Below are 23,308 nucleotides of genomic sequence, written 5' to 3'. Positions count from 1 at the left end.
AACCATCATCAATTTGGATGATAATAGCCGTAAATTTCAGACATTCATTCCCCGGGAGAACGAATGGAAGAACCTTCCCTGCAACTGGTAAAAGCCTTTGTCGCCGTGGCTGAACATCAGAGCTTCGCCAGAGCGGCGCAAGCGCTGAATATGACGCCTTCTGCCGTCAGTCGCCTGGTCAAAAAGCTTGAGCAACAGGTTGATATGCTGCTTATCAACCGCACAACCCGGGCGATGTCGCTGACCAAAGCCGGCCAGCGCTACTTCACAGACTGCAGCGCCGCGCTGGAACAATTGAGAATGGCCTATGAGCGAATGCGCGATGAGCAAAGCCAGCCGCAGGGAACGTTGCGTGTCAGCACTTCGCTGTCGTTTGGCCGCCTGCACGTCGCGCCGCATCTGGCGGCTTTTATGGCGCAGTATCCCCAACTGCGAATAGACCTGCTGATGACCGATCGTTATGTCGACATTGTCGCGGAACGCGTGGCGGTCGCTATCCGCATTGGCCGGCTACCGGATTCAAGCCTGGTGGCGCGCAAGCTGCTCAACAACCGGCGGATCCTGGTCGCCTCGCCTCATTATCTGCAACAGCACGGCACACCGACAACGCTTGAGGAACTGCGGCAGCACCAGTGCCTGGTTTCGACGGCGAGCCACGACGGCGAGAACTGGCGCCTGTTCGGGCCCGCGGGGGAGACGGTGTTTCAGCCCAAGGGCCGAATGCGAGCGGATAATGGCGATGCGGTCAAACAATTTTGTATAGACGGCCAAGGCATCGCATTTCATTCCGCCGTGACGATGGCCGAATCGATACGTTTGGGGGAATTGGTGCAACTGCTGCCGCAATGGACAGGGAGAGAAACCGGGGTTTATTCCGTTTACCCGCCGGGGCCGGTGGGGCCGGCAGCGCGGGCGTTAATCGATTTCCTGACACTGAGATGGCAACAGGAACCTTGCCTGCAAATGCAAAAAACAGAAGTTTAAGAAAAAATCAGCGGGGCTTGGCCACGACATTCAATAGCCCCACATTTTGCACTACTGGCGCATCAGGGCATAGGGTGCCTTGTTCGAGAGGTCTCAATATCCTGGATTACTCGTATTCCTGCCTGCGTTCGAGAAAACACATTTGCATTCACAAAAACAATTATTCCAATAAATTAAATTCACTAAGAATATTAATCACTCCCAGGCAGGCCTAAAAAAATCATCAGACTTATCACCTGAGCGATAGAGAGAACCAATGTTTACGTTAAACACCCCAACAAAAAAATAACCTTAGCCTACAGGTGATAAACCATTATCCCCTTGGATTAAGTAAATGCTTTTCCTTTACCCTCCTCTTCGGGCCGAATAGCAATTTTTATTGCTACGGCAGAACCACACCACCGCATATTTCTCTCTACGATTAAAATTGTGATTCACCTCTTAAAACCCACAAGGAATCGGATCCTTTGTGTGTGGCAGGTCACTAAATCGTCAACCCGGCAGGGTTGACACCCTTATCAGAACAGGAATAAGCCACTAAATAAACAACAAGTTAAACCAATCAACTTCCATTTTCACACCGAAAATAACCCGTATTGCATATAGTTGTACATACAAGTATATGTAAACAAGAGGTTGCAATAGTGTGAGCGCAATAAAGCAGCACCATTAGGTATTACTGGTGAAACATTAACAATAAAACATGCCACCCATCGCGAGAGATAGAGATAATGATGAACAGGGTTGAAAGCGAGTTATCCGAGAATCGGACGATCGACAAGAAAACGATAAATTATAAAATCATATTTGGCGCCAGCCTCGGTAACGGGCTGGAGATCTTCGATTTCACCGTTTACAGCTTCTTTGCCGCCATTATCGGAAAGCTGTATTTCCCCAGCGATACGGCCTACGGTTCTTTATTAATGTCGGTGGCCGTTTTTGGCGTCGGCTTTATTATGCGGCCGCTGGGCAGCATGGTATTGGGGGCCTACGCCGATCGGGTCGGGCGTAAAGCCGCCATGTTAATGACTATTGTTCTGATGGGCGTCGGCACGGCACTGATCGCCTTCGCCCCCACTCATGCGCAGATTGGCATCTTCGCACCGATGCTGATCGTGGCCGGCCGATTGATTCAGGGCTTTGCCGCCGGCGGTGAAGTGGGGTCTGCGACCACCCTTCTGCTGGAGTCGGCCGGGGCCAACCAGCGGGGATTCTTTGTCAGTTGGCAGGCGATCAGCCAAGGCATCAGCGCCTTGCTCGGCGCCTCTTTCGGGCTGCTGTTGACCTATTTTCTGCCGGAAGAAGCCCTCTATTCCTGGGGCTGGCGCGTGCCTTTCATCATCGGCCTGCTGATTATTCCCGTCGGCGTATATATCCGTAAACACCTGGAAGAAACCTATAGCGGCGAGGTTGCGGATCAAGAACGCCCACCGGTTAACCCGGTCTGGGATGTGCTGCGCAATCACTTTAAAGACCTGCTGCTGGGGATGCTGATCATTATGTCCGGCACCGTAATGGTTTATATTGTGCTGCTGTATATGCCGACCTATATGATGCAGACCTATCACATTGCCGCGCCAACCGCCTATCTCTTCAGCTGCATTGCTTCCGTGGTGCAAATCGTCGCCGTTTATTTCGCCGGCCGTTATGTCGATCGGATACAAAACTACAAAAGGCCGCTGCTTTTCTCTATCTTTGCCGCCCTGATACTGATTTATCCCACGTTCTGGTTCCTGGGCTTCACACACTACCTGTGGCTGGCAATCCTCTTTCGCATCTTGCTGATCGGCGCTTTAGGGATCAATATGCTGTCGAGCACCATGCTGATCGTCTCTGCGTTACCGCGCCATGTCCGCGCTACCGGCACCTCAATGATTTATGCCTTCGGCGTTACGCTGTTTGGTGGGTCGGCGCAGCTCATCGTCACCTGGTTGCTGGATATCAGCGGCAATCCTATGGCGCCGGCCTGGTATGTTACCGGCATGCTGACTATCAGCCTGATTGCCACTACAGTGTTCAAGGAGCGGCACAAAAACTGACGCAATGGTTCTGTCCCAGGAGCGAAGAGAAGTATGGATACCCCTTATAATTTGGCATTACTGACAGGCGCAGGGCTGAGCGCCATGGCGGCCCTGGTGCATGTTTGGGTGATCAAGGCGGGGCCGCGCGGATATCGCCTGTGCGGCGCCGGCGATCGCTTTATCCGCGCCGCCGAAGCCGGCAAGACATTTCCGGCCATCGCGACCGCGGGTATCGCCCTGGTGCTGTTTATCTGGGCGCTGTACGCTTTGGCCGGCGCCGGCATTATTGCGCCGCTGCCATTGCTGCGCCCCGCGCTGTGCTTCATCACGTTTATCTATTTGTTGCGTGGTATCGCCGGCCCCGTTGCGTTGCGCAATACCGGCCGCAGTCACAGATTTATCGTCATAAGCTCATTGATATGTCTCTGCATAGGTCTGGTTCATCTGCTGGGGCTTATACAGCGTTGGAATGTACTGGCATAGCTTTCCGTTAACGCAAGAGATAACACCCGCTCTGCACCGCAGAGCGAGGTCGCTGTCGATACCGCGTTTGAAACCACGCCCCTCAAACGGGCTGACTCAGGCCTGATCGCCGTATCTGACCACAGTCAGCCGCTCTTCCTCTGAAGGGGAAACAAAGTAGTGGGTAAGCAGATCGAAGGTTTCTTCGCTGAGCACAAAAGGATGATCGCCCCGTTCATTTCTCAGTTTGATCCGGCTTTTGCATTGCGTATCGCTGACGTCCAGAAAATGCAGACAATGGCTAACGCCGGCGACGTCCGCCAGTTGTCTGGCCCAAAGACGACGATCCGGCGTGTTCATCGGAAAATCGAGCACCACCGACAGCCCATGACGCAGCAGCTGTACAACATGTTCGCTCAATGCCTGCCGTAGCCGGGCCGAATAGCGGACGTAATCCTGCAACCCGGCCATCTGTTGTTCATACAGCGTCGCCAGCCAGCTGTCCTCAACAATCAACAGCGTTTGTGGCTGCTGCGACAAGCGGTTTGCCAACGTCGACTTGCCTGAACCGGCTTTGCCGCACATCAGATGTAAAACAACCTGGGGGTGATTTTCCATGACGTCCTCCTGGGTGATGGCCAGCAGGAGGAGAGATTGCCCCGCCTTACTGGCGGGTTTTGGCTTGAAAGAGACGCGCTATCCCACCACTCTGAGAATGGTGATAATAATCTGCGCGAATACAAGTCGGTTTTTATTCATCCACTATCAATAGAATAAAACCGGGAGGGCTGTCAACGATAAAACCAGCCTTGCATTAACCTGCGTGATAGCCGCAGCTGTCCTGCGGCGCTTGATCCCGCTGATCCAAACCATAGTCGCGCACCACCTCCGCCACCCGCAGGCGATACTGCGCCAGCACATCATGGCGGCCACGCGCCTGCGCAGCCCGGTGCTGCTCGAGATTGCGCCACTGTTTTACCGCCTCTTCATCCCGCCAGAAGGACAGCGACAGTAACCGCTGCGGATCGGCCAGGCTTTGAAAGCGCTCGATGGAGATAAATCCGTCAATCTCCGCCAACAGCGGCTTTAGCTCTGCCGCCAGTTTAAGGTAGGTTTCACGCTGCCCGTCGGTGGCCTGCAATTCAAAAATAACGGCAATCATAGAGAGTTCCTGTCAGGAAGATTAACCCTATCCTAAGGCTAGACCTACAGCCATACTTCGCCTAATCTCGAAGTATGAATGACATCGATATTGAAGATCGCCTGGCGGCACTGACTGCCGCTATCGCCGACCGCACCCGTGCGCGCATGTTGTGCCTGCTGATGGACGGCCGCGCCTATACGGCCACCGAGCTCAGCGCCGCCGTGGACGTCGCCGCCTCTACCGCCAGCGGGCATTTGGCGCGCTTGCAGGAACAACGGTTGATCGCCTGCGTCAAACAGGGGCGCTATCGCTATTTCCGCCTGGCGGGGCAGCCGGTGGCCGATGTGCTGGAAACGCTGATGGCGCTGGCCGGCGTCGAACGGCCGGCGGTGAAAAGCACTACCCCCACCTCGCTGCAATTCGCCCGCACCTGCTACGATCATATGGCCGGTGAAGTGGCGGTAAAGCTGCATGACCGTTTGCATCGGTTGACCTGGCTGGTGGGCGAGGAAGACTACCGGCTGAGCGACGCGGGGCGGGCTGCCCTGACGCGGTTGGGTGTCGACTGCACGCCCGCGCCTTCACGGCGGCGCTTCGCCTGCGGCTGTCTGGACTGGAGCGAACGCAAGGCTCACCTCGGTGGCGCACTTGGCGCAGCAATGCTTAACGCTTTTATCGAACGCGGCTGGATAAGGCGCCGGCTCGATAGCCGCGAGCTGCAACTCACCGCCACCGGCAAGAATGCTCTGAAAGCACATTTTGACCTCACGCTTTAGCCCCACAGCGCGTTAGCTTTGGTGCAATACTCAATAGGCACAACGTCAACCCGAGGACTCCTCATGCTCGATCAAACCCAATTCCCCATCACCAAACTGTGGCCGGCGCAGCATCCGGAACGGCTGCAGCTTTACTCGCTGCCGACGCCTAACGGCGTAAAAGTCTCCATCATGCTCGAAGAGATCGGCCTGCCTTATGAAGCGCATCTGATCGATATCGGCAAGAATGAAACCTGGACGCCGGAGTTTTTGTCGCTGAACCCGAACGGTAAAATCCCCTCGATTATCGATCCCGATGGCCCGGGCGGTAAGCCGCTGCCGCTGTTTGAATCCGGTGCCATCCTTTTGTATCTGGCAGAGAAAAGCGGTCAATTCCTGCCACAGGATCCCGCGCAGCGCTACGAAACCATCCAATGGGTATTTTTCCAGATGGCTGCGGTCGGCCCGATGTTCGGCCAGCTCGGCTTCTTCCACCGATTTGCCGGGCGTGAATACGAAGATAAACGCCCGCTGGAGCGTTATAAAAATGAATCCAAACGCCTGCTCGGCGTGCTGGAAAGCCGCCTCGAAGGCCGCGACTGGATCATGGGCGAAGATTACACCATCGCCGATATTTCACTGCTGGGCTGGGTGCGTAACCTGATCGGTTTCTACGAGGCGCGCGAACTGGTGGAGTTCGATAGTTTCCCTCGGGTGGGGCAATGGCTGGAGCGCGGTTTGGCGCGCCCGGCAGTACAACGCGGCCTGAATATTCCCGCCCGCAACGAATAATTTATTGCCTGGGATAGCCGCCGGCTATCCCATTTTCGCCCCCCCGCATCGTCATAAAAGTGTCACACCTCTGCACTACTCTCCCTGCGTAACAAACTGATGCTATTTGTGTTTTATTATTACGACAAGGAGTTTTCCCATGCTGCAGCCCGTTTCTTTGATCGCCGGCGCCGTGTTATCCGCCCTGCTTTGTTCCACCGCCCTCGCCGATGAAACGCCGGCCAATACCGCGGGTCTTTCCGAGCGAGCGGCACGCGGTAACATCGTGGAACCGGGCGGCGCACGCCGTCTGAGCGGCGATCAAACCGCCGCGCTGAAAGCCTCGCTGTCTGACAAAACGGTCAAAAACGTGATTTTATTGATCGGCGACGGCATGGGCGATTCTGAAATCACCTCGGCGCGCAACTACGCAGAAGGCGCGGGCGGCTATTTTAAAGGCATTGATGCCCTGCCGCTGACCGGCCAGTACACCCATTACTCGCTGGATAAGAAAACCCACAAACCGGATTACGTGACGGATTCCGCCGCTTCGGCGACCGCATGGTCCACCGGCGTAAAAACCTATAACGGCGCGCTGGGGGTTGACGTCAACGGCAAGGACCAGCCGACGCTGCTGGAGATCGCCAAGGCGGCGGGCAAAGCCACCGGTAACGTCTCCACCGCCGAGCTGCAGGACGCCACACCGGCCGCGCAGGTCTCGCATGTTACCTCGCGCAAATGTTACGGCCCGGAAGAAACCAGCGAAAAATGCGCCACCAACGCGCTGGAGAATGGCGGCCGCGGCTCGATCACCGAGCAATTGCTCAAAACCCGTGCCGACGTCTCGCTGGGCGGTGGAGCGAAATCCTTTAATCAGCTGGCGAAAAGCGGCGAATGGCAGGGAAAATCATTGAAAGACCAGGCAACTGCGCTGGGTTATCAGTGGGTGGAAAACCTCGACGGCCTGAATGCCATCAGCGTAGCCAATCAGCAAAAACCGCTGCTGGGATTGTTTGCCGCCGGCAATATGCCGGTGCGCTGGCAGGGCCCGAAAGCTTCGCATCACGGTAATATCGACCAACCGGCGGTCACCTGCGAGAACAACCCGGCACGTACTGCCGATATCCCAACGCTGGCGGCAATGACCGAAAAAGCGATAGATCTGTTGAAAAACCAGCAGAACGGTTTCTTCTTGCAGGTGGAAGGCGCATCGATCGACAAGCAGGACCATGAAGCCAACCCTTGCGGCCAGTTCGGCGAGACGGTCGATCTGGATGAAGCGGTACAGAAAGCGCTGGCCTTCGCCCGCGCCGACGGCAACACCCTGGTGATCGTCACCGCCGACCACGCCCACTCCAGCCAGATTATTGCCGTCGATGCCAAGGCTCCAGGCCTGACGCAAACGCTGACCACCAAAGATGGCGCGCCAATGACCATCAGCTACGGTAACTCGGAGGAAGGCTCTCAGGGACACACCGGCACCCAGTTGCGCGTTGCCGCCTACGGCCCGCATGCGGCTAACGTCGTGGGCCTGACCGATCAGACCGACCTGTTCTACACCATGCGTGACGCTATGGCGATCAAGTAAGTTGGTTGCCGGGTAGCTTGCTCTATCCCTTCTCCTCCTGAATATCAGGGGGAGAAGCGGCTTTAACAGGTTAAAAATGATCGATTAACGGCTATATTCCCCTTTGCGTCTTCACTTCGCGCCAAAGCGCCCAGATGAAAGGATGAACCCTTGCAGTTGATTAGTCTGCCATTGACCACCGAACGCCTGCGGCTACGCCGCTTTACCCCTGCCGATCTCAACGCCTACGCGGCTTATCACCGTCTGCCGGCGGTTTATCGTTATCTGTACGCCCCCACGCCGAACGACACGCAGTTGGAAGAACAGCTTTCCCAGGCGGTGGCTTCGCGTTTCAGTGAGGATGGGGATATCTTTTATTGTGCGGTCACCCTGCAAGACAGCGGGGAATTGATCGGTGAAGTGCTGCTGAAACTGGCCAACCGCGCGGCATTGCAAGCAGAGATCGGCTATATCTTCAACCCGGCCTACGCCGGTAAAGGCTATGCCGCAGAAGCGGTGCGCGCGGTGCTGGAGCGTGGCTTCAGCGAAGTGGGCTGCCACCGCATCTTTGCCCGGCTCGACGCCGCCAACCGGGGCTCGATCGGCGTGGTCGAGCGGCTGGGCATGCGCAAAGAGGCGCACCTGCGGCAAAACGATCGTTTCAACGGCGAATGGGGCGACGAGTTTATTTACGCCTTGTTGAACGAAGAATGGCAGCGCAGGCTGCCGTAGCGCGCTCTAGGCATCTGCCAGCACCTTCGCCGCCATTTGCTTATAGCTCTCCACCAGTTCTCGGCCCTCATCGGGGCCGGTACTGAGCGCCAGGCGCATCGTCGCCTCTCCCAGATGCATCAGCAGAAAAGCGGCATTTTCAACCGCAACAGGATCCGCCTGTGGCCGCAAACGCCGTATCGCCGCCGCCAGCAATGCACCGTTCAATCGGCTTTCCGCCACCTCTTCTTCGCGCAGCGTTTTGTTGGCCTGCGTCGCCGCCCAGATATCCCGCATGACGGGCTCGGCCATAAACAAGGCGTAATATTCGTCAATCAGGCAGCTAAAAGCCTCGATCAGTTGCGGAAAATCCTGCACCCGAGTTAAACATTGCTCAATGCATTCGCGCGCTTCCTGGTTATAACGCTGTGCCAACACGCGCACGATAGCGGTCTTATCCGGGAAGTACTGGTACAACGCCCCAATGGAAATACCGGCACTGAGCGCCACTTCGCTCATGCGCATCGCATCGCTGCCCTGCCGGGCTATCAGCGCGGTGGCGCAATCGAGGATCAGCTCCACCTTCTCGCGGCTCCGCGTCTGGCTGGGTTTACGCCGCAACGCGGGCGGATTTTTTTGCTTGTCATTCATCAGCATCGTCCTTTGAACCAAAAACTGCCTTGACAATAATACGAGGGTTTATCATATTTACAAAACATGAGTAACACTCACATTTTGGAGATGAACGATGGATAACAGCGATAAGACCGCACCGATACTGGTTTTAGGCGCCACCGGAAAAACCGGCAGCCGTGTAGCAGCGCGTTTGCAACAACATGGCGTGGCCGTACGCCCCGGCCACCGTGGCGCCGCCATTCCTTTTGACTGGGAGGACAGCGGCAGTTGGCAGCCGGCCTTACAGGATGTGAAAAAGGTGTATCTCAGCTTTCAGCCCGATCTGGCGGTGCCGGGCGCCATCGACACCATTGAACGTTTTTGCCGACAGGCGGTAATGGGCGGCGTGCAAAAGATCGTGTTGCTCAGCGGGCGCGGAGAAGACGAAGCCCGGCAGGCGGAGGAAGTGGTAGAGCGCAGCGGCGCGGACTGGACGATATTGCGCGCCAGCTGGTTTATGCAAAACTTCAGCGAAAGCTTTATTCTCGATGAGCTGCTGAACGGCACGGTTTATTTGCCGCCGGGCGAAATTCCAGAACCCTTTATTGATGCCGACGATATCGCCGACGCCGCGGTCGCCGCTCTCACTCAGCCCGGCCACAGCAATAGGGTATATGAGCTAACCGGCCCGCGCCTGATGACGTTTGAACAAGCCATTAACGAGATTGCCGCCGCCAGCGGACGTGAGATTCTCTATCGGCAGGTGCCGATAGCCGATTATGTCGCTTATCTGCGCGAAGCGCAGTTGCCGGAGGAGATGGTCAGTTTGCTGGAATATTTATTCAGTACGGTACTGGATGGACGCAATGCGTCACTGACCGACGGCGTTCAACGCAGCCTTGGGCGCCCGGCGCGTGATTTCAGCACCTATGCCGCCAACACGGCAACCCGCGGTATTTGGCAACCGCGCTAATCGGATGCCGGCCGCCCTATGGCGGCCATTTTCTTTTTGTTACCGGTTAGCCTTTGCAATTCATCGCTAAATATTGTGTGATAATGAAATATCGTTTAAATCAACGGCAATTAAACCCTGCTAATTTAACGGTTATATTTAGCCCGCAATAATAAATGAATTATTCCTGCCTATATTTCTCTTTTTTTAGTTACAAAAGTAGTTTTTAACATTCTTGCAAACAATAATATCCCCTCAGTAACCTGAGTTGAACACTCCGTCTCCAGGTAGCCTGTAATAATCCACTTTTCGTTAAAGAAAACTATTAACAAAAAGACATTATCACTGCAATTCGGCTCATGCCGGGCGGTCTGTTTTGGCTTATTTCCAAGGTAACTCCCGATAAATTCTTTCACCTGCAATGAGTAGAATTTACACATAAGAGATTTGATTTAATGAGAAAATTACTCGTCCTGATCTTCTGTCTGAATCTGTTTGGCGTCACGCAACAGGCTGCAGCAGAAGAGAATAAGACCGTCGATGTGGTACTGATTGGCGGCGGCATCATGAGCGCCACCCTGGGGACTTACCTGCATGAGCTGGAGCCGAACTGGTCCATCGACATGTATGAGCGCATGAACGGCGTTGCGGAAGAAAGCTCCAACGGCTGGAATAATGCCGGTACCGGCCACTCCGCTTTCGCCGAAATGAACTACACCCCGGAGAAAGAAGACGGCACCATCGATATCAGCAAAGCCGTGGTGGTTAACGAGTCTTTTGAAATTTCTCGTCAGTTCTGGTCTTATCAGGTAAAAAATAACGTCCTGAAAGATCCAAAATCCTTTATTAACAGCGTTCCGCACATGAGCTTTGTCTGGGGTGACGATAACGTCAACTTCCTGCGCAAACGCTATGCGGCGCTGCAGCACAGCACCCTGTTCCGTGGGATGGAATACTCCGAAGACCCCAACCAGATTAAACAGTGGGCGCCACTGGTAATGAACGGCCGCGATCCGGCGCAGAAAATTGCCGCGACCCGCATGCCGCTGGGTACCGACGTCAACTTTGGCGTGATCACCCATCAACTGGTGGATACGCTGACCAAAAATCCTAACTTCAAGCTGAACCTGAGCCATGAAGTGCGCGATATCAAACGCAACGCCGACAACACCTGGCGCGTCACCGTGGCCGATCTTAACCGTGACGGTAAAGAAACCACCGTTAACGCCAAGTTCGTGTTTATCGGGGCAGGCGGCGCCTCTCTGACACTGTTGCAGAAATCCGGCATTCCTGAAGCCGACGGCTACGGCGGTTTCCCGGTCGGCGGCCAGTTCCTGGTCACCACCAATCCGGAAGTGGCGAATCAGCATCTGGCCAAGGTTTACGGCCTGGCCAGCGTAGGTTCGCCGCCAATGTCGGTTCCGCACCTGGATACCCGCATGCTGGATGGCAAGCGCGTGGTACTGTTCGGGCCGTTCGCCACCTTCTCCAGCAAGTTCCTGAAAAACGGTTCGCTGTTCGATCTGCTGCACTCGCTGAGCACGTCTAACCTGATGCCGATGACCCACGTCGGGCTGGATAACTTCGACCTGGTGAAATACCTGGTTGGCCAGCTGATGATGAACGACGATGACCGTTTCGCTGCGCTGAAAGAGTACTTCCCTGAAGCCAAACAGGCCGACTGGAAGCTGTGGACCGCCGGCCAACGCGTGCAGATCATCAAGAAAGATGATGAGAAAGGCGGCGTGTTGCAGTTCGGCACCGAAGTGGTCAGCTCCGAGGACGGCAGCATCGCCGCCCTGCTCGGCGCATCACCGGGCGCCTCTACCGCTGCGCCAATCATGCTGCATCTGATGGAAAAAGTGTTCAAAGATAAAGTGGCGACGCCGGAATGGCAGAGCAAGCTGAAAGAGATCATTCCATCCTATGGCCACAAACTGAACGGCGATATTGAAATGACCAACAAGATCCGCGGCTACACCAGCAGCGTCTTGCAGTTGGACTATATCGAAGTGAAGCCGGAAACTAACTGATTCGTCGTTTGTTCCCCCTTCCCTCAAGGCCGCCTCGTGCGGCCTTTTTTGTTTCTCCGCGATTGGAATAGCACGTTTAGCCACCTTTAGCCCTCCAGTTAACACTTGCGTAACCCGGTTCAGCGGCCTATTATCAAAGAACTAGCTTGGATAATTACTCTTACCTACTGTGACCTGAATGCCGTACCGCGGGAGAACTTAAACAATGGATCGCGTCAATATCATTCACGATTTGCTGAACTGGATTGAAACTCATCTGGATCAACCGCTGCTGTTAGATAACGTGGCGGCGAAATCGGGCTACTCCAAGTGGCACCTGCAAAGGATGTTCCGCAGCACCACCGGCCATGCGCTGGGCAGCTATATCCGCGAGCGCCGCCTGTCACAGGCCGCGCAGGCGCTGCGTTCGACCCCACGCCCTATTCTCGACATCGCCCTGCAGTTCCATTTTGATTCCCAACCGTCATTTTCACGCGCATTTAAAAAACAGTTCGGCAAAACGCCGGCGGTGTATCGCCGCACCACGCGCTGGGACGTGGTAGAGATGCGTCCGCAACCGATCGCGCCGCAGAACGGGCATCGGCACGAGCCGTCGGGGGCGCACTTGTGGTATGCGGGGAAATGCGTCGAAGGCGCCTGCACTCATTGGATGGGCCTGCGCTGAGACGGCTAAAAAGCAAAAAGCCAATGGGCAACCCCATTGGCTTTTTTAATGCCCGCGACACTCAGTTGTATTCGATGGTAAAGGTGGCGGTCGACTTGATATTACCGCCCTTGATCGTGGTACCGGTGCGGTAGTAACGGGCTTTCAACGGCAGGGTCAGGGTGTTGGCCTGGTTCGGCACGGTACGGCCGGCATTGACCGCGTCGCCGTTCTTGATAGGTTGCGTCGTGGTGCCCGTCAACAACTGCACGGCAACGCCGGAGGCCGTATTGGCACCGGGCTGCGATTTGATCACGCCTGGCGCATTGGAAGTATCCTGATCGTAATTGAAACGCACATTCACAATCCCCTGCCCGGCATTGCCCGGCAACAGATCTTCACCGACGCCGCCAACGCAGTTAATGTTGATATCAAACGCTTTTTCACCCTGGGTTGAGCCGACGCCGCCAAAAGAGGCTGCCGTGACGCTGTCCAGATTGACCACCTTGTCCTTTGAGCCACTGTCGACGTTACAGGTCGAGGTGACAATCGTCAGGCTGTTGGCGTCGACAATCGATTGCAGCAAGGGCAACCCTGGACCGCTACCATCCATATAATAGTTGGTATATAGCCCGGTAGTCAGTTGGCCGGTGCCTGTCTGAGCCGCCGTTTTCACCACATCGATCTTGAAGTAACCGCCGTTCAGGTTAACGGTCGTGTTCCCGCCCAGCCGTAAGGTATGCGGGTAAAAGGTGCTGATCGATCCTGCTTCACGATACAAACGGATGCCAATCCCCGGAATATTGGTGCTCCAGACGTTGGAAAGAGTAGAGCGGCTCCCCTGCAATATCTGGCCGATGGCGCTACCGCCACTGCTGTTGCAACGACCAATACCATTCACGGCATTAATCGGGAACTGGCCGGTGACCAGGGTATCACCGACCTGACTGCCAGGCGTGACCAGCACGCGCCCGAGCTTCATATTGATCACCTGCGCCTTGTAACCGCTGGTGACCGTACAGCTGGCATAAGCGCTCTGACCGGCGGCCATCAACACGCCGAACAGCGCCAACTGTTGGACCGCCGTTTTGTTCAGCGAAAGAACACGCGTTAATTTCATCATTTGCAACTCGCTTCAATAATTTCGTAGTCAGTATTGCCCTGCGCTTTCGCCTTGTAGCTATAGCTGACAGAACACTGCTGCGTAGGCTGCGTGCCCCATTTCACCTGTAACAACCCTTTTTGCGCTTCAGTACGCAAGTAGATGCGGCTGCCCTGGCCGACGATGCCCACCACCTGATTGCGGGTATCCAGCACTTCAGAACCAAATGGCAACGCGTTGCCGTCCGGGCCGAGGGCATGAATGATCAACGCCTGGCCTTTGGTGGTTTTGAACTCCAGCCGTGCGATGGCACCGGCGTAAGGCGCAATCTGCTGACTGCTGCTTTCCAACTCCACATCGCGCGACATGCCGCTCGGATCGAGCGTTACGTTGGTCATGCGGTATGGCGCCACATAAGGCACTACCGCATAGCCGTTATCATCGATACGCACGCCCGGCGAGTTGGTCACGATAGCTCCGGCGGCGTCCGGCGCCTCTACCAGCACCATGGTCTGGCCGCGCTGCGGCGTCATGGTCACCCCACCGCTGTGAGCCACTACGCTGCCCGATGCCCCGATCGACGACTGACGATAATCTTTGCCGTAGCTGTAAGAACCGTTCAGCGTCGAGAACCGGCTACGGTATTCGCCGCTTACGCTGCTGTTGGTGCCGCCGGATTGATCGTTAGCCAGCGCCGCGCTGTAGCTGATGTTGTTGTCTTCACCGGTAGAACCGTTAATGCCCACGCGGCTGCTGTCGTAGCCGTTATCGGTATAGCCCAGTGAACTGTTCAGGCTCAGGGTCTGCGAACCGACGCTGAACGGAACCGACAGCGTCAGGTAATAACGGGTTTCATCACGGTTATACATGTCCGAGGTGCGCATGGCGGACAGGCCGTAGGTGACGCGACCATAATAGTTGTTATAACCCACCTGATATTGCTTGGTGCTGCCGCCCCGGTTCCAGTAATCGCGAACCGAACCGGTGATATACAAAGAGCCATAGTTATCGCCCAGCCCCTGATTCAGGGTCAGCTGGTATTCGCTGCGCTGGCGATTAACGGCGTCGGCGCTCAGGTTCTTGCGTTCGTTGTCACGCGAGTAAACGGCGTCGCGCAACGAAAGGTAACCGGAGGTGGAATAGCGATAAGCGGCGATGGTGAAGTTGGTATTGGTTTCAGTCATCAGCTTGCTGTAGCTGAGCTTGTAGCTCTGGCCGGATTGGTCGCCCTGCTTCAGACGGGTATTGGCCTGAGTCACATCCAGAGCAAAGGCGCCGATCGGCGTCGCCACCGCGCTCCCCAACAGCACGGCGCTATAACCGTCACTGGCGATAGCGCCGGTGTAACCGGTGATGATATTGGTGAACCCGCGCTGATAAGTCGCCTGGAACATATCGGGTTCCTTGCTCAAATTATCATCGCGCACTCGGCCGGCGGTCAGGGCATAACGCTGGATACCCGGACGCAACATCTGCGCTACCGAAGCGTAAGGTACGCTGAACTGACGCTTGCTGCCGTCGGCCTCGTTGACGGTGACGTTCAAGTCGCCGCCGTAACCGGTTGGGTAAAGATCGTTAATTACGAATTCGCCGGGAGCAACGGTGGTCTGGTAGATCAACTGGTTATTCTGACGAATCTCCACCAGCGCGTTACTTTGCGCCACGCCACGCACCACGGGCGCATAACCGTTGAGAGAGTCAGGCAACATGCGGTCATCAGTCGCGACCTGTACACCGCGAAAACCGATAGAATCAAAGAAGTCGCCGCTGGTATAGGTATCACCCAACGTCAGCATGCCACGCACGGCCGGGATGGCGCGCTGCGCGTAAGTGGCGGTGTTTTGCCAATGGGTGCTTTCGTTGGAGCGCCAGTTGACGTTAGAGTCGTGGCGCAACTGCCAACCGGCCACGTTTAACCCGGCGTTCAGGGTCAAATAAGCGTTGGTTGAATCCGCGTTGCTGCCGTTGGCGGAACTGTGGGTATTAAAGGCATTGAAGTTATACGAAAGGCTGCCGGCGGTAATGCCGCGATCCCAGAATTTCGGATCGACATAACCGCGCGCACTGCGGCGCAGCGACGACTGCGGGATACTGATATCCATTCGCAGCGAACTGGTATCCAGGCGATAATAGGCTTCCGGCACCCACTGCGGCAGGCTTTTACAGGTATCGGTAGTCACCGAAGGATCGCTGCTCAGTGCCGCAGTATCCACACCGAATTCATCCAACGACAGCAGAGAAAAACAGGTATCGGCACTGTTTTTACCCGGCACGTTTTTGAAATCGATACTCTTCTTGCCTTTCCACTCGCCGTTAACATAAACGTCGAGTGAGTATTTGCCGGCAAGAATAGGGTTGCCGTCGCGGAAACGCGAAAGATCGACGCCTTGCGCCTCTCCAACCAGGAAACTGCTGTTGAAGGAAGCTTCAACCGGGGCGGTGGGCTTTTTGCTGTCGGTAACGATTTCCGCCAAGGCAAATCCAGGCGCCGCCAGGCAAAGCGCGCCGCCGGTCAACAACAGAATCGATTTATAGTTAAATAGCGCCAGTTTAATGGCCGCAGAGATAGGCAACTCTTTCATATAAAAGCATTCCTTTACCAAATTAAGCTCACCCCACCGACAGCTTGCGCTCTGGGGTATGAGTCTCTCTTCCAAGAGTTACTTTTGCTTATTCTTAGTGCGGGACACGCGTCCGCCAAAATCGTTAATGGTGGTAAATGCAACGTCGGCGATGCGCGAGCTGTCACCGGAAAACGACAGCGTTTTTTCCTGGCCTGGAGCCAGCATGTCGCCGTGTGGTGCCAACGGCACTTTCTTCTGGTTGACGACGGCATTGATTTCGGTAAACGACACGTAATACGGCGTTGGGTTTTTCACGCTGACGCCGGCGCCGCTAAAGCGCCACTGCAGTTTTTCAGGTGCATCGTTCGCTTCGCCAGTCAGGCCGGCCGGACGATACAGCAGTTTGACGCGGGTGCGGAAAGCCACCTGTAAAAAGTTTTCAGGCGTACTGCTGCTTGCCCCGGTCGGCGCAGGAGGGATCTCCAGTACGTTCAACCAGAACAGGGATTCTTTGTCTTGTGCCAATGCTGACGTGGTCAGTGAAACACGCAGCGCCTGGCCGGTAGCCGGTTCAACACGGCTGATTGGCGGGGAAACGATAAACGGCGCCTTGCTGTTTTCAGGCGTGGTTTTCGCATCGCCTTCGTCAATCCAGGATTGGATCAATGCCGGTGAAGTTCCATTATTTGATAATTGGACAGTAACTTCCCGTTGTTTTCCCGGATAAATAATACGCGTACCGTTAATGATGACACTGGAAAAAACGCTGCTGCTGAATAGCGCGGCAATCAGCAATACACTGTATTTTTTAAATGAATTTTTCATTATTTTATCACTACGGTAGGGAAAAACGGCGGGGGTAATTCCCCCGCCCGAATAAGAATATTACTTATTGATAAATGATGGTGTACTGAACGCTTGAAGTCACATCACCAGCGCCGGCAGCGTTGGTCGCGTAATATTCAGCGTAGTAGTTCAGGTCGGCAGAATCGCCTTCGTTAGCAACGGTAACCCACTGAGAGTTATTCTGCGCGCCGTTGGTGCCGGCTGCCAGAATTGGCAGGAACTGGTTGTTGCTGCCCAGCAGCTGAATTTGCACGTTGGTCGCTGCATCAGTCTGTGCCTGGTTGTTCAGACGGCCAGTATTGAAATCAACAGTTGCGCCTGGCTCGAAATAAGTGGCTACCTGGCCTTTAGAACATTTGGTCAGGTTGATTGCGAATGGAGTACGGCCGGCAGTCGCGCTCTGAGTTGCCAGAGTTGAAGCAGAAACAGTTGGCAGAGTAACGGTGAAATCTTTACCGCCTGGGGTGCTGATAGTACAAGTCTGGTCAGTCACTTTACCGTTGAAAGTAATAGTACCGTCAGTCGCTTGTGCAGAAAAAGAAGAAATAGTAGCGGCGCTTACAGCCAATGCCAATACGGCAGACAGTTTAGAAATTTTCATATTTAGACTCTCGATGAATTAATACAACTATTAAGTACATTCAGCGATGCTACTCCTTGTCAGGAATGAAGCCCCGATGAATCCATTGCCCGGCGAAATATAGACCAGGCGTATTCTTATTGTTAAATCGTTTATAACATTCATATCACCCCTCTTGATAGGAAAAAACTATCAACAAATACCTATCGATCGATGTTGACGATTCAACCGAATAGGAATAATCTGTGTTTTGAAAAGCCAGGTAGTGCAACATATTGCTTTAAGTGATAATTATCAGGATATTATCCTGTAATTTTACATTTTGTTACCTTTGAAATCATTTGGACTTCACGACAAATTGCGCGTTTAATGGTCTGGAGGCGACATGGCACGTCCTGGTTAAATTAAATAAGATAATTACCAATAAAAAGCATTTTTTTACTTTTATTACCGTTAAAAAACAAGAAGTTACATATCAGTCAAGGGATTGAGAAATGAGCGGTTCTTTTAGAGCGAAAAATAACGGGATTAATTATGTTTTCCAGCCTATGTTCGGAAAATCCGGACAATTGCTGGCCGTTGAATGCTTGTCCCGATTCACTTTCAATAGCGAACATGCTCATTTTTCCCCTGAACAGTTTTTTCGTTCTGCCGATAGCGCAACCCGGATTGAGATTCTGTTAGAACAAGTCAGCCTGATAGAAAAATATAATCACTGGTTTCGTGACAATCAGGTTATAGCCACATTGAATGTGGACGACCATTCGTTACGATCGCTGGCCAGCGACCATTTTGCAGAAAGAATTCGCGCCACTCGTTGTATTCACTTTGAAATCAGCGAAAACTCAACCCGACTGGTAAAAGATCGCGTTCATGGCGATCCCTTACTGAAAAGTTATTCATTTTGGCTCGATGATTTTGGTTCTGGCTACGCCGGTTTCTCCGCGTTGTATAACAGCCAGTTCCGCTTCGTTAAGCTCGACCGATTTTTGTTATGGGATTTCATGAGAAAATCTGGCGGTGACGGCTTAATGCGCGCTTTATTGCGATTTTTTTACCTTAACCATTACAAGGTAATTATCGAAGGAGTTGAAACTCCCGACCATAAAAAATGGCTGGATGAAATGCCATATTACGCACTGCAGGGAAAGCTGTGGAAGGAATCCGACATCAAGGATTTGAACTCGCTTCTTACAGCTGAATACTTTTAACTCATTATTGGTGTCTGCCATTATGTCTAAAAACAATGTCCTTGTTATTAGTGAGTGTAAGTACAGCTATGTCGGCCTTTCGGTATTAGTGAAAAAACATTACGGCAAGTACGATATCAGACTGTTTTCGGACTTTATGCAGGGTGGATCCAAGGCGGAAAAGATAATTAAGCACGATATCGCGCTGATCTTTACCTCGCAAAATCTGGAGCAAAGTGTCAACGTCATTGAAAGCCTGGTGTCAATGCATCAGCAATACAACACCAAAACGCGGATCCTGGTGTTTTATGATGACGAACGCGTAGTGAAACTGCTGTCGATACTGGGTATTTCCGTTGAATTGGTCTCTACCCGCATCCCACTTTATTCGCTGCAGGAAAAAATACAAAATCTGTTGGAAAGCAAAGAATCAGGCGGGATAAAAATGCAGAAAACCCGCGAACTCAGCCCGGCGGAAAGCGATGTCATCTTCAACCTGCTGCGTGGCGATAGCCTGCTGCATATTGCCCAGAAGCGCGGCACGCACCCCAAAACCATCTTCTCGCAAAAATACAGCGCGATGAAAAAGCTGCGTTTGCGCAGCATGAGCACCATCTTCGTCGCCAGTAAATGACCCTTCAGGCTGCTACCCGGCGGCCTGCTTTTGTCACGCCAGGTTAAATTAATGTAACAATGAGCGATAAAGCAGCAACAGCCACATAACACTCCTGTCCATTGGTTACGATTTGCCCGCGGGAAAGTCCCGCGAGCCCTGTCGTCTGGATTAAATAAAAAACATCAGGAGATGTTATGAAATCATCCTTATTCAGCCGTTATACCTGCTTTGTTTTGAGCATCTTGCTTGCGTTGGCGTCATTGACGCTGTTGCCGCAGCGGCCCTGGTTTTGGCTGCCGACCCTCCTTTTCGGGTGTCTGAGCGCTCTGGGCATTTACGATCTGACTCAGCAACGCCACGCCATCTGCCGCAACTATCCGATCATCGGCCGCCTGCGCTTTTTCTTCGAATTTATCCGCCCGGAAATACGCCAATATTTACTGGAAGAAGATAACGCCCAGATCCCGTTCTCACGTACTCAACGCACGCTGGTCTATCGCCGCGCCAAAAATGAGATGGGCGACAAGCCATTCGGTACCCAACTGGACGTTTATCAAACGGGTTATGAATGCATCGGCCATTCCATGCGTCCGGTAACGGCATCCGATCCCACCAGTTTTCGCGTGGCGATCGGCGGCCCGGACTGTAGCCAACCCTATTCCGCCTCAATCTTTAATATCTCCGCCATGAGCTTCGGCGCGTTGTCGGCCAACGCCATCCGCGCCCTCAATCTTGGCGCAGCGAAAGGCAATTTCTATCATGACACCGGCGAGGGCAGCATCAGCCGCTATCACCGCGAGCACGGCGGCGATCTGGTGTGGGAACTGGGCAGCGGCTATTTCGGCTGCCGCACCGCCGACGGCCATTTCGATCCGCAGCGTTTTGCCGAGCAGGCAAAAAGCCCGCAGGTAAAAATGATTGAAATCAAACTCAGCCAGGGCGCCAAACCGGGCCATGGCGGCATTTTGCCGGCAAAAAAAGTGGATGCGGAAATTGCCGCCACGCGCGGCGTGCCCGAGGGGGAAGACTGCATTTCTCCGGCTTCGCACAGCGCCTTCACCACCCCGGTGGAAATGATGCATTTTATCCAGCATCTGCGCGAACTGTCCGGCGGTAAACCTGTGGGTTTTAAGCTGTGCATCGGCCACCCGTGGGAATTTGTCGCTATCGCCAAGGCGATGCTGCATACCCATATTTTGCCGGACTTTATCGTAGTAGACGGTAAGGAAGGCGGCACCGGCGCCGCACCGCTTGAGTTATCCAACTATATGGGTATGCCGTTGCGCGAAGGATTGCTGTTCGTCCACAACACTCTGGTGGGCTGCGGGCTGCGCGACAAGATCAAAGTCGGTGCCAGCGGCAAAATCATCAGCGCCTTCGACATCGCCAGCGTGCTGGTGTTGGGGGCCGACTGGGTGAACTCGGCGCGCGGCTTTATGTTTGCCGTCGGCTGCATCCAGTCGCAAAGCTGCCACACCAACCACTGCCCGACCGGCGTCGCCACGCAGGACCCGCTGCGCCAGAAGGCATTAGTGGTACCTAACAAGGCGGAACGCGTTTACCACTTCCACCAAAATACGGTCAAAGCGCTGGCGGAAATGCTGGCAGCGGCCGGCGTCAGCCGCCCGGAGCAACTGACGTCTCACCATATGCTACGCCGCATCACCTCAACCGAAATCAAGGTCTACGCGGACATCTATTACTACCTGGAGCCAGGCGCATTGCTGGAAAAAGAGATCCAAAGTGATTTTTATGCGCGGATGTGGCGCATGGCGACACCCAACAGTTTCGATCAGGCGATCTCGCTGCCGGTTTAACAGAAGAGGGAAAGTATTGCCCCCTCGCCTCGGGGAAGAGCATTGGAGAGGGGGTGCTTGCTACGGCGGCCCTCCCCCTCAGCGGCGAGAGGGCATATAGGTTACGGCTTGCGCGCCGGGGCGTCGCCGGCCACGTAATACTCAGCGGTACTGCGCGGCAGCGGCGCACGCTGGCGAATGTTGTCGGCAATCTTCTCGGCAATCATGATCGTGGTGGCGTTCAGGTTACCGGTAATGATCAGCGGCATGATGGAGGCATCCACCACCCGCAGCCCTTCCATACCGTGCACCCGCCCCTGGCCGTCGACCACGGCCATCTCGTCTTCGCCCATTTTGCATGAGCAGGAAGGGTGAAAGGCGGTTTCAGCATGCTCACGCACAAAGGCGTCCAGTTGCTCGTCGGTCTGCACCTCCGGCCCCGGGCTGATTTCGCGACCGCGGTACTCGTCCAGCGCCGGTTGCGCCATGATTTCACGCGTAATGCGGATCGCGTCGCGGAATTCCTGCCAGTCTTGCTCCGTCGCCATATAGTTGAACAGGATGCTCGGATGCTGACGCGGATCTTTCGATTTCACCTGCACCCGGCCACGGCTCGGGGAACGCATCGACCCGACATGAGCCTGGAACCCGTGTTCTTTGACCGCGTTGCTGCCGTTGTAATTAATCGCCACCGGCAGGAAATGATATTGGATATTCGGCCAGGCGAACTCCTCGCGGCTACGGATAAAACCGCCGGCTTCAAACTGGTTACTGGCGCCAATGCCGGTGCCGTTGAACAGCCACTCTGCGCCAATCTTCGGCTGGTTGAACCATTGCAATGCCGGATACAACGACACCGGTTTTTTACAGGCGTACTGCAGATACATTTCCAGGTGATCCTGCAGGTTCTCACCGACGCCCGGCAGATCGTGCACCACCTTGATATCCAGACTTTTCAGCAGCGACGCAGGGCCGACGCCGCTGCGTTGCAGGATCTGCGGCGAGGCAATCGCCCCGGCGCACAACAGCACTTCGCGCCGCGCGCTTGCGCTGGCGATCTGATTGCCGTCGCCCTGCAAGTAATCAACGCCCACCGCACGTTTGCCGTCGAAGCGAATACGATCGGTCAGCGCATGGGTGACAATCTTCAGATTAGGGCGTGAACGCGCCTGATCCAGATAACCGCGAGCGGTGCTGGCGCGGCGGCCTTTCGGCGTCACGGTACGATCCATCGGGCCGAACCCTTCCTGCTGATAGCCGTTCAGATCTTCGGTACGCGGATAGCCCGCCTGCACGCCGGCTTCCACCATCGCGTGGAACAGTTCGTTGTTGCCGGCTTTCGGGGTAGTGACGCTGACCGGGCCGTCGCCGCCGTGATAATCGTTCGGGCCGATATCGCGGGTTTCCGCCTTGCGGAAATACGGCAGGCAGTCCAGATAGCTCCAGTTTTCCAGACCCGGCGCTTTTGCCCAGTTGTCGAAATCCATCGCGTTGCCGCGGATGTAGCACATGCCGTTGATCAGCGAAGAACCGCCCAGGCCTTTACCACGGCCGCATTCCATACGGCGGTTGTTCATGTGCGGCTCAGGATCGGTTTCGTAGGCCCAATTGTAGCGGCGGCCCTGCAGCGGGAAGGCCAGCGCGGCCGGCATCTGCGTACGGAAATCCATCCGGTAATCCGGGCCGCCGGCTTCCAGCAGCAACACGCTGACATCGGCGTCTTCGGTTAAACGGGTGGCTAATACGTTACCGGCAGAGCCGGCACCGATAATGATATAATCGTATTCCATCGATTATCTCCTAAATATTCGTATGCCTGAATGATGCGAATGGCTTGAATTCCGCATGCTGAATATATCAAGGCAGCTTTGGATGCAAAAAAGGATATATCCCCTATGGATTTCGAGTTACAGCTAGGCGGCAAGGGCGCAGAGCCCCAGGAGCTTACTCAAGTAA

General features: G+C 54.7%; 21 protein-coding genes. 13 read left to right on the top strand and 8 right to left on the bottom strand.

The annotated features are described in order from the left end of the window. Positions 1 to 63 precede the first annotated feature (63 nt). The 3 genes from ACTJJ1_RS01290 to ACTJJ1_RS01280 all read left to right on the top strand — a co-directional run bounded on the left by ACTJJ1_RS01290 (position 64) and on the right by ACTJJ1_RS01280 (position 3,488). Positions 64 to 984 (top strand): LysR family transcriptional regulator, encoded by a 921-nt coding sequence (locus ACTJJ1_RS01290; RefSeq protein WP_440832077.1) that lies wholly within the window; start codon positions 64 to 66, stop codon positions 982 to 984. A 731-nt stretch (positions 985 to 1,715) separates the two neighbouring features. After that, positions 1,716 to 3,023, top strand: a complete 1,308-nt coding sequence (locus tag ACTJJ1_RS01285) for an MFS transporter (RefSeq protein WP_440832075.1) — start codon at positions 1,716 to 1,718, stop codon at positions 3,021 to 3,023. 33 nt (positions 3,024 to 3,056) lie between these two features. Next, positions 3,057 to 3,488: a hypothetical protein gene (locus ACTJJ1_RS01280; RefSeq protein WP_062791384.1), complete on the top strand. Its 432-nt coding sequence runs from the start codon at positions 3,057 to 3,059 to the stop codon at positions 3,486 to 3,488. A gap of 96 nt (positions 3,489 to 3,584) precedes the next feature. On the opposite strand, the gene ACTJJ1_RS01275 is transcribed toward ACTJJ1_RS01280, so the two are convergent. Together ACTJJ1_RS01275 and ACTJJ1_RS01270 are read right to left on the bottom strand one after the other, a co-directional pair. Further along, complete coding sequence (locus ACTJJ1_RS01275) at positions 3,585 to 4,085, bottom strand: AAA family ATPase (RefSeq protein ID WP_006324370.1); 501 nt, start codon at positions 4,083 to 4,085, stop codon at positions 3,585 to 3,587. Between the two features lie 196 nt (positions 4,086 to 4,281). After that, positions 4,282 to 4,629 carry an antibiotic biosynthesis monooxygenase family protein gene (locus tag ACTJJ1_RS01270; protein WP_122289721.1) on the bottom strand — a complete coding sequence of 116 codons (348 nt, stop codon included), beginning with the start codon at positions 4,627 to 4,629 and terminating at the stop codon, positions 4,282 to 4,284. Between the two features lie 74 nt (positions 4,630 to 4,703). On the opposite strand from ACTJJ1_RS01270, the gene ACTJJ1_RS01265 reads away from it, so the two are divergent. From ACTJJ1_RS01265 to ACTJJ1_RS01250, 4 genes are all read left to right on the top strand, one after another. Further along, complete coding sequence (locus tag ACTJJ1_RS01265) at positions 4,704 to 5,387, top strand: ArsR/SmtB family transcription factor (protein ID WP_004942306.1); 684 nt, start codon at positions 4,704 to 4,706, stop codon at positions 5,385 to 5,387. A gap of 63 nt (positions 5,388 to 5,450) precedes the next feature. Further along, on the top strand, positions 5,451 to 6,158 hold the full coding sequence (locus ACTJJ1_RS01260) for a glutathione S-transferase N-terminal domain-containing protein (RefSeq protein ID WP_004942304.1): 708 nt from the start codon (positions 5,451 to 5,453) through the stop codon (positions 6,156 to 6,158). Between the two features lie 139 nt (positions 6,159 to 6,297). Then, complete coding sequence (phoA, locus tag ACTJJ1_RS01255) at positions 6,298 to 7,725, top strand: alkaline phosphatase (RefSeq protein ID WP_004942302.1); 1,428 nt, start codon at positions 6,298 to 6,300, stop codon at positions 7,723 to 7,725. A 150-nt stretch (positions 7,726 to 7,875) separates the two neighbouring features. Continuing rightward, entirely contained in the window at positions 7,876 to 8,436 is a 561-nt protein-coding gene (locus ACTJJ1_RS01250) for a GNAT family N-acetyltransferase (RefSeq protein ID WP_004942300.1), read from the top strand. A 6-nt stretch (positions 8,437 to 8,442) separates the two neighbouring features. Here ACTJJ1_RS01250 and ACTJJ1_RS01245 read toward each other — a convergent pair whose 3' ends face one another. After that, a complete protein-coding gene (locus ACTJJ1_RS01245) occupies positions 8,443 to 9,066 on the bottom strand; it encodes a TetR/AcrR family transcriptional regulator (RefSeq protein WP_440832070.1) in 624 nt (207 codons plus the stop codon). 97 nt (positions 9,067 to 9,163) lie between these two features. Here ACTJJ1_RS01245 and ACTJJ1_RS01240 point away from each other — a divergent pair, with 97 nt between their 5' ends. From ACTJJ1_RS01240 to ACTJJ1_RS01230, 3 genes are all read left to right on the top strand, one after another. Continuing rightward, the gene (locus ACTJJ1_RS01240) at positions 9,164 to 10,003 is read left to right on the top strand and encodes an NmrA family NAD(P)-binding protein (RefSeq protein WP_440832068.1); all 840 of its coding nucleotides are present in this window, start codon (positions 9,164 to 9,166) and stop codon (positions 10,001 to 10,003) included. Positions 10,004 to 10,437: 434 nt separating this feature from the next. Then, positions 10,438 to 12,015 carry a malate:quinone oxidoreductase gene (locus tag ACTJJ1_RS01235; protein WP_004942294.1) on the top strand — a complete coding sequence of 526 codons (1,578 nt, stop codon included), beginning with the start codon at positions 10,438 to 10,440 and terminating at the stop codon, positions 12,013 to 12,015. Between the two features lie 205 nt (positions 12,016 to 12,220). Then, a complete protein-coding gene (locus ACTJJ1_RS01230) occupies positions 12,221 to 12,679 on the top strand; it encodes a helix-turn-helix domain-containing protein (protein ID WP_440832066.1) in 459 nt (152 codons plus the stop codon). A gap of 61 nt (positions 12,680 to 12,740) precedes the next feature. Here ACTJJ1_RS01230 and ACTJJ1_RS01225 read toward each other — a convergent pair whose 3' ends face one another. From ACTJJ1_RS01225 to ACTJJ1_RS01210, 4 genes are all read right to left on the bottom strand, one after another. Continuing rightward, on the bottom strand, positions 12,741 to 13,781 hold the full coding sequence (locus tag ACTJJ1_RS01225; RefSeq protein WP_440832064.1) for a fimbrial protein: 1,041 nt from the start codon (positions 13,779 to 13,781) through the stop codon (positions 12,741 to 12,743). Further along, the gene (locus ACTJJ1_RS01220; RefSeq protein WP_440832062.1) at positions 13,778 to 16,342 is read right to left on the bottom strand and encodes a fimbria/pilus outer membrane usher protein; all 2,565 of its coding nucleotides are present in this window, start codon (positions 16,340 to 16,342) and stop codon (positions 13,778 to 13,780) included. Before ACTJJ1_RS01220 ends, ACTJJ1_RS01225 begins: the two co-directional genes overlap by 4 nt. Positions 16,343 to 16,420: 78 nt before the next feature. Then, positions 16,421 to 17,149, bottom strand: a complete 729-nt coding sequence (locus tag ACTJJ1_RS01215; RefSeq protein ID WP_004942286.1) for a fimbrial biogenesis chaperone — start codon at positions 17,147 to 17,149, stop codon at positions 16,421 to 16,423. Positions 17,150 to 17,213: 64 nt separating this feature from the next. Beyond that, on the bottom strand, positions 17,214 to 17,771 hold the full coding sequence (locus ACTJJ1_RS01210; protein ID WP_004942285.1) for a fimbrial protein: 558 nt from the start codon (positions 17,769 to 17,771) through the stop codon (positions 17,214 to 17,216). Positions 17,772 to 18,244: 473 nt separating this feature from the next. On the opposite strand from ACTJJ1_RS01210, the gene ACTJJ1_RS01205 reads away from it, so the two are divergent. The 3 genes from ACTJJ1_RS01205 to ACTJJ1_RS01195 all read left to right on the top strand — a co-directional run bounded on the left by ACTJJ1_RS01205 (position 18,245) and on the right by ACTJJ1_RS01195 (position 21,373). Then, positions 18,245 to 18,961, top strand: coding sequence for an EAL domain-containing protein (locus ACTJJ1_RS01205; RefSeq protein ID WP_004942283.1), 717 nt, complete (start codon positions 18,245 to 18,247; stop codon positions 18,959 to 18,961). Between the two features lie 22 nt (positions 18,962 to 18,983). Next, positions 18,984 to 19,574, top strand: a complete 591-nt coding sequence (locus tag ACTJJ1_RS01200) for a hypothetical protein (RefSeq protein ID WP_004942281.1) — start codon at positions 18,984 to 18,986, stop codon at positions 19,572 to 19,574. A 176-nt stretch (positions 19,575 to 19,750) separates the two neighbouring features. Then, positions 19,751 to 21,373 (top strand): FMN-binding glutamate synthase family protein, encoded by a 1,623-nt coding sequence (locus tag ACTJJ1_RS01195; protein WP_440832059.1) that lies wholly within the window; start codon positions 19,751 to 19,753, stop codon positions 21,371 to 21,373. A 101-nt stretch (positions 21,374 to 21,474) separates the two neighbouring features. On the opposite strand, the gene betA is transcribed toward ACTJJ1_RS01195, so the two are convergent. Beyond that, positions 21,475 to 23,142 (bottom strand): choline dehydrogenase, encoded by a 1,668-nt coding sequence (gene betA / locus ACTJJ1_RS01190; protein ID WP_004942278.1) that lies wholly within the window; start codon positions 23,140 to 23,142, stop codon positions 21,475 to 21,477. Positions 23,143 to 23,308 lie beyond the last annotated feature (166 nt).

It is taken from the genome of Serratia sp. 22264 (assembly GCF_052045345.1).
Lineage (GTDB): Bacteria > Pseudomonadota > Gammaproteobacteria > Enterobacterales > Enterobacteriaceae > Serratia > Serratia plymuthica.
The sequence above is the reverse complement of the archived record's forward strand: the minus strand, read 5'-3'. Positions and strand labels throughout refer to the sequence as shown.

What these genes read in the sequence shown, in the direction of transcription:
- ACTJJ1_RS01290 (WP_440832077.1), top strand. Translation starts at nt 64, where the DNA reads ATGGAAGAACCTTCCCTGCAACTGGTAAAAGCCTTTGTCGCCGTGGCT.
- ACTJJ1_RS01285 (WP_440832075.1), top strand. Translation starts at nt 1,716, where the DNA reads ATGATGAACAGGGTTGAAAGCGAGTTATCCGAGAATCGGACGATCGAC.
- ACTJJ1_RS01280 (WP_062791384.1), top strand. Translation starts at nt 3,057, where the DNA reads ATGGATACCCCTTATAATTTGGCATTACTGACAGGCGCAGGGCTGAGC.
- ACTJJ1_RS01275 (WP_006324370.1), bottom strand. Translation starts at nt 4,085, where the DNA reads ATGGAAAATCACCCCCAGGTTGTTTTACATCTGATGTGCGGCAAAGCC.
- ACTJJ1_RS01270 (WP_122289721.1), bottom strand. Translation starts at nt 4,629, where the DNA reads ATGATTGCCGTTATTTTTGAATTGCAGGCCACCGACGGGCAGCGTGAA.
- ACTJJ1_RS01265 (WP_004942306.1), top strand. Translation starts at nt 4,704, where the DNA reads ATGAATGACATCGATATTGAAGATCGCCTGGCGGCACTGACTGCCGCT.
- ACTJJ1_RS01260 (WP_004942304.1), top strand. Translation starts at nt 5,451, where the DNA reads ATGCTCGATCAAACCCAATTCCCCATCACCAAACTGTGGCCGGCGCAG.
- phoA (WP_004942302.1), top strand. Translation starts at nt 6,298, where the DNA reads ATGCTGCAGCCCGTTTCTTTGATCGCCGGCGCCGTGTTATCCGCCCTG.
- ACTJJ1_RS01245 (WP_440832070.1), bottom strand. Translation starts at nt 9,066, where the DNA reads ATGAATGACAAGCAAAAAAATCCGCCCGCGTTGCGGCGTAAACCCAGC.
- ACTJJ1_RS01240 (WP_440832068.1), top strand. Translation starts at nt 9,164, where the DNA reads ATGGATAACAGCGATAAGACCGCACCGATACTGGTTTTAGGCGCCACC.
- ACTJJ1_RS01235 (WP_004942294.1), top strand. Translation starts at nt 10,438, where the DNA reads ATGAGAAAATTACTCGTCCTGATCTTCTGTCTGAATCTGTTTGGCGTC.
- ACTJJ1_RS01230 (WP_440832066.1), top strand. Translation starts at nt 12,221, where the DNA reads ATGGATCGCGTCAATATCATTCACGATTTGCTGAACTGGATTGAAACT.
- ACTJJ1_RS01225 (WP_440832064.1), bottom strand. Translation starts at nt 13,781, where the DNA reads ATGATGAAATTAACGCGTGTTCTTTCGCTGAACAAAACGGCGGTCCAA.
- ACTJJ1_RS01220 (WP_440832062.1), bottom strand. Translation starts at nt 16,342, where the DNA reads ATGAAAGAGTTGCCTATCTCTGCGGCCATTAAACTGGCGCTATTTAAC.
- ACTJJ1_RS01215 (WP_004942286.1), bottom strand. Translation starts at nt 17,149, where the DNA reads ATGAAAAATTCATTTAAAAAATACAGTGTATTGCTGATTGCCGCGCTA.
- ACTJJ1_RS01210 (WP_004942285.1), bottom strand. Translation starts at nt 17,771, where the DNA reads ATGAAAATTTCTAAACTGTCTGCCGTATTGGCATTGGCTGTAAGCGCC.
- ACTJJ1_RS01205 (WP_004942283.1), top strand. Translation starts at nt 18,245, where the DNA reads ATGAGCGGTTCTTTTAGAGCGAAAAATAACGGGATTAATTATGTTTTC.
- ACTJJ1_RS01200 (WP_004942281.1), top strand. Translation starts at nt 18,984, where the DNA reads ATGTCTAAAAACAATGTCCTTGTTATTAGTGAGTGTAAGTACAGCTAT.
- ACTJJ1_RS01195 (WP_440832059.1), top strand. Translation starts at nt 19,751, where the DNA reads ATGAAATCATCCTTATTCAGCCGTTATACCTGCTTTGTTTTGAGCATC.
- betA (WP_004942278.1), bottom strand. Translation starts at nt 23,142, where the DNA reads ATGGAATACGATTATATCATTATCGGTGCCGGCTCTGCCGGTAACGTA.